Genomic DNA, 5973 nt, shown 5'->3' on the forward strand with positions numbered 1-5973 from the left:
TGGCCGAGGCCTACGCCGACCCGGCCTCCCTCACCCGCCGCGCGTTCGCCGCGATCACCCCGCTGCCGGACGAGAACGACCCCGCCTACCGCGCCGCCGCCCTGCCCGCCTCCAACGGCATCGCCACGGCCGACGGACTGGCCCGCTTCTACGCCGCGCTGATCGGCGAGGTGGACGGCGGCACCCGCCTGTTCACCCCGGACACCATGGAGCTGGCCCGCGCCGAGCGGTCCGCCGGGCCGGACCGGGTGCTGGTGGCCGGCACCCGTTTCGGCCTCGGTTACATGCTGCACGGCGCCGCGTCCCCGCTGCTCTCCCCCGGCTCCTTCGGCCATCCCGGCCGCGGCGGCGCCCTCGCCTTCGCCGACCCGGACTCCGGCATCGCCTTCGGCTATGTCACCAACGGCTTCCGCGCGAGCGTGACGGCGGACCCGAGGGCGCAGACGCTGGTAGGGGCCGTCCGCACGGCACTCGCCTGAGCCACGGCCGCGCCCGGCCCGCGCCGGGCGCGGAGTCACACGTGGATCGGGTGGGAGGTCCGCCCGGACGCCGAGTCGATCTCCTCGTGCGCCTTGCTCAGCAGCTGCATGGCCAGGTCGTTCAGGGCGCGGGCGCCGGCGATCTCCTCGCCGACCCGGGGCTGGTTGGCGTCGACCTGGTGTCTGCTGGCCCGGCCGTGCGCCCGTACCTCGCTGCCGTCGGGCAGACGCACCAGGGCCGCCGCGCGCGTGTGCTGGTCGTCCTCCTCCTTGAACTCCAGCTCGACGTGCCAACCGACAGTGGTGTGCGTCGTCATCGCGACCACCTCCGAGAATCGCTGCTTCCAGGGTGCGCCCTGTCACCCCGGCCGTCATGTCGGCGGTGTCAGGCGGTGCGTTCGCGTACGTCCGCGACGGTGGCGCCGGCGTGCACGACGAGGTCCTTCGGCGCCACGGGGAAGACGGTGTGCGGCGTCCCGGCCGCCGCCCACACCAGGTCGTGCTCCAGCAGGGCGCGGTCGGCGAGGACCCGGGTGCGGGTGCGGTGCCCGAAGGGCGGCACACCGCCGATGGCGTACCCGGTGGTCTCCCGCACCACCCGGGCGTCGGCCCGGCCGACCTCCCCGGCGCCCAGTTCCTCCCGCACCCGTTCCACGTCCACCCGCGAGGCGCCGTCCATCAGCACCAGCACCGGTACCCCGTCGGCGGCGAAGACCAGGGACTTGCAGATCTGGCCCAGGTCGCACCCGATCGCGGCGGCGGCCTCGGCCGCGGTCCGGGTGGCCTCCGGGAAGCGGCGGGTGCGCGCGAGCACGTCCTCCAGCCCGAGCGCCCGCAGCGCTTCGGCGAACCGGGGGTGGGCTCCGAAGTCCTCGTTGCCGGCATCTGTCGTCGTCATGCGGGCACGCTACGCCAGACCCGGCCGCCGCTCACGGGAATTCCGCCCCCCCGGAACCGGCTGTGACCCCGGCCCGTCGTCGCGTCCGGACGGAACGCATCCCGGCGAAGGAGGGGTGACATGACCCGGGTTTCCCTGACGGGCGGCGGGCCGCGCCTGCTGACGGCCGCCGCCGTACTGGCCCCGCTGTCCCCCGGGCGAGGCCCACGCCAAGGGTGTGGAGATCACTCCCAAGGCGCCGGACACCGGCACCGGCGGGACCGTCACGGTGCGCGACCGGACGTGCAGGCGGGGCACCGGCCCGGCGACCACGCGACGGTGCGCCTCTCCTTCACGGAACCGGAGCTCTGGCCGGCCCCCGGACGGCAAAAGCCGGTGAGGGTGCGTCCCCGTCCCCACGGGCACCCTCACCGGCCGGCCGGTACGGAAGCGGTACGTCAGGCGCGTACCAGTTCCTTCTCCTCCTCGGGGTCGGCGTGGGCGCGCAGGCCCTCGCCCTCCACGTCGACGTTGGGCAGCGCGCGGTCCAGCCACTTCGGCAGCCACCAGGCCCGCTTGCCGAGCAGCGCGAGGACCGCCGGGACGATGGCCATGCGGACGACGAACGCGTCGAAGAAGACGGCGATCGCGAGGCCGAAGCCGATCATCTTGACCATCGACTCGCTGGAGCCGATGAAGCCGGAGAAGACGGCGATCATGATGACGGCGGCGGCGGTGACGACCCGGGCGCTGTACCGGAAGCCGGTCACCACGGCCTGGCCGGGCGTCTCGCCGTGGACGTACGCCTCCCGCATCCGGGTCACGAGGAACACCTCGTAGTCCATCGCGAGGCCGAAGACGACGCCCACCATGAAGATCGGCATCATCGACATGACCGGGCCGGTCTGCTCGACGTTCATCAGACCGGACAGCCAGCCCCACTGGAAGACCGCGACGACGGCGCCGAGCGCGGCGAGCACCGACAGCAGGAAGCCGAGGGCCGCCTTCAGCGGGACCAGCACCGAGCGGAACACCACGATCAGCAGCAGGAACGCCAGACCCACCACCAGGGCCAGATACGGCAGCAGCGCGTCGTTCAGCTTCTGCGAGACGTCGATGTTCATCGCCGTGGAGCCGGTGACCAGCACCTTGGCGTCGGTGTTCCGGGTGATCTCCGCGCCCTTGTCGCGGATGGCGTGCACCAGGTCCTCGGTGGTGACCGAGGACGGCTTGGAGTTGGGCACCACGGTGATCGTCGCGGTGTCGCCGGCCTTGTTGGGCGCGGCCGGGGTGACCGTGACCACGTCCTTCAGGCCCTTGATCTCCTTGCCGACCTCGGCGAAGGCGTCCTTGGGCCGGGCGCTGTCCTTGGCGTCGACGACGACCATCAGCGGGCCGTTGAAGCCGGGACCGAAGCCCTCGGAGAGCAGGTCGTAGGCGCGGCGCTGGGTGGTGGAGACGGGCTGGGAGCCGTCGTCGGGCAGGCCCAGCTCCAGGGAGGCGGCGGGGAGCGCCGCCGCGCCGAGGCCGAGGACGCCGAGCAGCAGCACGGCGACCGGGCGGCGCACCACGAACCGGGCCCAGCGGGTGCCCATGTTGGGGCGGCCGGGCCGCTTGGGCGCACGGCCGCCGCCGAGCAGCCTGCTCTTCTCACCGGCCGGCTTGATCCTGCGGCCGGCGAAGCCGAGCAGCGCCGGGATCATCGTCAGGGCGATGAGGACGGCGATGGCCACCGTGCCCGCCGCCGCGACGCCCATCTTCGTCAGCATCGGGATGTTGACGACGGACAGGCCGACCAGGGCGATGACGACGGTCAGGCCGGCGAAGACCACCGCGGAGCCCGCGGTGCCGACGGCGCGGCCGGCGGCCTCCTCGCGCTCGCGGCCCTCGGCGAGTTCGGCGCGGTAGCGGGAGACGATGAACAGGGCGTAGTCGATGCCGACGGCGAGGCCGATCATCGTGGCCAGGGTGGAGGTGGTGGAGCCCAGGTCCAGGGCGGAGGCCAGCGCGGTGATGGAGGCGACGCCGATGCCGACGCCGATGATCGCGGTCAGCAGCGGCAGCCCGGCGGCGAGCAGCGCGCCGAAGGTGATGACGAGGACGACGGCGGCGATCGCGATGCCGATGATCTCGCTGGAGCCGCTCTCCGGCGTCGTGTTCAGCGCGTCACCGCCGACCTCGACGGTCAGCCCGGAGTCCCGCGCGTGCTGCGCGGCCTGCTTGAGGTCGTCGCGGGTGGAGTCCTCCAGCTCCATGCCGGAGACCTTGTACTTCACCGACGCGTACGCGATGGTGCCGTCCTTGCTGACGGCGTGCCCGGTGTAGGGGTCGGCGACGGAGGCGACCTCGGGGCCTCGGCCCAGTTCCTTGACGGTCTTCTCGACGGCCGCCTTGGTGCCGGCGTCCGTCATCTTCTCGCCGCTCGGGGCCTTGAAGACGACCCGGGCGGTGGCGCCGTCGGCGCTCATCCCGGGGAAGCGCTGTTCCAGCAGGTCGAAGGCCTTCTGGGCCTCGGTGCCGGGGATGGAGAAGGAGGTGTTGCCGGGGGTCGGCGCGGAGGCGGCGCCCACCCCGGCGAGGGCGAGCAGCGCGACCCATATCAGGGCGACGAAGTGCCGTCGCCGGAAGGCGAGGCGGCCGAGTTTGTAGAGGAATGTGGCCACTTAGGGCGTACTCCCGGTCAGGTCGTGGTTCGGCTGGGCAGGGGTGATCAGCCCGACGACGTGAGCGGTGACGTCAGTGGTGGGCTTGCTGGGGAGGTGGGTGTTTCGTCGGTTTCAGACGCCGAGGGCGGGGAGGACCACGGCGTCGATGTACGAGAGGAGGAAGTCCCGCGTCGGCGGCTGTTCGTCGAGCATCATGCGGGCGGCGAACGCGCCGATCATCATGTGCCGCACGTATCCGAGCGCCGGGTTGTCCACCCGGATCTCGCCCCGCTCGACCGCCCGCTGGAGCACCCGGCGGTAGTCGGCCATCTCGGGCTCGACGAGGTGTTCCCGGAACGCCTGGAGCAGATCCGGGTTGCCGTGCACCGTCATGGCCAGACCCCGCATCAGCTCCGAGTTCTGCTGCATCTCGCAGTCGTCGGCGCGCAGGATGAGGGCGTGCAGGTCGCCCTTGAGCGATCCGGTGTCGACCGCCGCGGCCCGGCCCGGCTTGTGGTGCCGGACGGCTTTCGCCACCAGTTCGGCCTTGCCGCCCCACTGGCGGTAGAGCGTGGCCTTGCTGGAGCGGGTGCGGGCGGCCACGGCGTCCATGGTGAGGGCGTCGTAGCCGACCTCCCGGAGCAGGTCGAGCACGGCCTCGTACAACTCGGCCTCGCGCTCGGGCGTGATCCGACTGCGGCGCGTCGTCGCGACGCCTTCGGTCATGCCACTCACCTCCGCTCCGGGTCCTCCGCCTTCGTACCACCGAAGATACCCCGGCGCTTCTGCGAAACGAAACGGTTTCGTACGTGTGCTGGGTCACGAAGGTGAAGAGCCCATAAGCGGAAGCTGTCAGCCCGGCGAGGAGACGCTGCCGGCGGGGGCGGCCCCGGCCACGAGTTGCCGGTGCCCGGTGCCCGGAAAAGCATGGGGAGGGTGAGCTATCTGCGCTTCCCCCACCTCAGCGGCGACCTGCTGTGCTTCGTGGCCGAGGACGACCTGTGGCTGGCCCGCCTCGGCGCCCCGGAGCGCGCCTGGCGGCTCACCGCGGACCGCACCAAGGCCGGCCATCCGCGCTTCTCCCCCGACGGCCGCCACATCGCCTACACCTCCTGGCGCAGCCTCGTCCCCGAGATCCACCTCGTCGACGTGGACGGCGGCGGGCCCGCGCGCCGGCTGACGTACTGGGGCAGCGTCGACACCCAGGTGTGCGGCTGGACCCCGGACGGCGACATCCTGGCCGTCGCCTCCCACGGCCAGCCCTTCTCCCACTTCACCTGGGCCTACAAGGTGCCGCCCGACGGCGACCCGGGCGGCCGGCTGCCCTGGGGACCGGCCTCCGACATCCAGGTCACCGGCCTCGGCGGCGAGCGCCGCACCCTGCTGCTCACCGGCACCCCGCCGCACGAACCGGCCTCCTGGAAGCGCTACCGCGGCGGCGCCACGGGCCGCCTGTGGCTGCACGGGCAAAGGCTGCTGGCGGACCTCGACGGCCATCTGGCCTGCCCCATGTTCGTCGCCGGCCGGATCGCCTTCCTCTCCGACCACGAGGGCGTCGGCAACCTCTACTCCTGCGCCCCCGACGGCACCGGCCTGCGCCGCCACACCGACCACGACGCCTTCTACGCCCGGCACGCCGCGAGCGACGGCAGCCGGGTGGTGTACCAGTGCGCGGGCGACCTGTGGCTGGTGGACGACCTCTCCCCCGGCGCCGAACCGCGCCGGCTCGACGTCCGGCTCGCCGGTCCGCGCACCGGCCGCCGCCCCTACCAGGTGCCCGCCGCGCAGCACGTCGACGGCATCTCCGTGGACGAGACCGGCCGGGCCAGCGCGGTCGTCGTCCGCGGCAGCCTGTACTGGCTCACCCACCGCGACGGCCCGGCCCGCACCCTCACCGAGACGCCCGGCGTCCGGGTACGGCTGCCGGAGATGCTGGGCTCCACCGGGCAGGTCGCCTGCGTCACCGACGCCG

5 protein-coding genes and 1 pseudogene are annotated in these 5973 nt (G+C 73.0%); 2 read left to right on the forward strand and 4 right to left on the reverse strand.

What is annotated here, in order from left to right:
* Nucleotides 1-479: serine hydrolase domain-containing protein (locus H5J33_RS20520; RefSeq protein WP_181796389.1), on the forward strand; the 479-nt coding region annotated here is incomplete at its 5' end.
* A gap of 35 nt (nucleotides 480-514) precedes the next feature.
* Here the strand turns inward: H5J33_RS20520 and H5J33_RS20525 are convergent.
* The 4 genes from H5J33_RS20525 to H5J33_RS20540 form a co-directional block, all read right to left on the reverse strand.
* Nucleotides 515-796: a DUF1876 domain-containing protein gene (locus H5J33_RS20525; RefSeq protein ID WP_181796390.1), complete on the reverse strand. Its 282-nt coding sequence runs from the start codon at nucleotides 794-796 to the stop codon at nucleotides 515-517.
* 68 nt (nucleotides 797-864) lie between these two features.
* Nucleotides 865-1377 (reverse strand): YbaK/EbsC family protein, encoded by a 513-nt coding sequence (locus H5J33_RS20530; RefSeq protein WP_181796391.1) that lies wholly within the window; start codon nucleotides 1375-1377, stop codon nucleotides 865-867.
* A 437-nt stretch (nucleotides 1378-1814) separates the two neighbouring features.
* Nucleotides 1815-4019 carry an MMPL family transporter gene (locus H5J33_RS20535; protein WP_181796392.1) on the reverse strand — a complete coding sequence of 735 codons (2205 nt, stop codon included), beginning with the start codon at nucleotides 4017-4019 and terminating at the stop codon, nucleotides 1815-1817.
* Between the two features lie 114 nt (nucleotides 4020-4133).
* Nucleotides 4134-4727 (reverse strand): TetR/AcrR family transcriptional regulator, encoded by a 594-nt coding sequence (locus tag H5J33_RS20540; protein WP_181796393.1) that lies wholly within the window; start codon nucleotides 4725-4727, stop codon nucleotides 4134-4136.
* A gap of 210 nt (nucleotides 4728-4937) precedes the next feature.
* Between H5J33_RS20540 and H5J33_RS20545 the strand changes: the two are divergent.
* Nucleotides 4938-5973 (forward strand): annotated as a pseudogene (locus tag H5J33_RS20545) (PD40 domain-containing protein); the annotation flags it as partial.

This window comes from Streptomyces sp. WELS2, assembly GCF_013870595.1.
GTDB lineage: Bacteria > Actinomycetota > Actinomycetes > Streptomycetales > Streptomycetaceae > Streptomyces.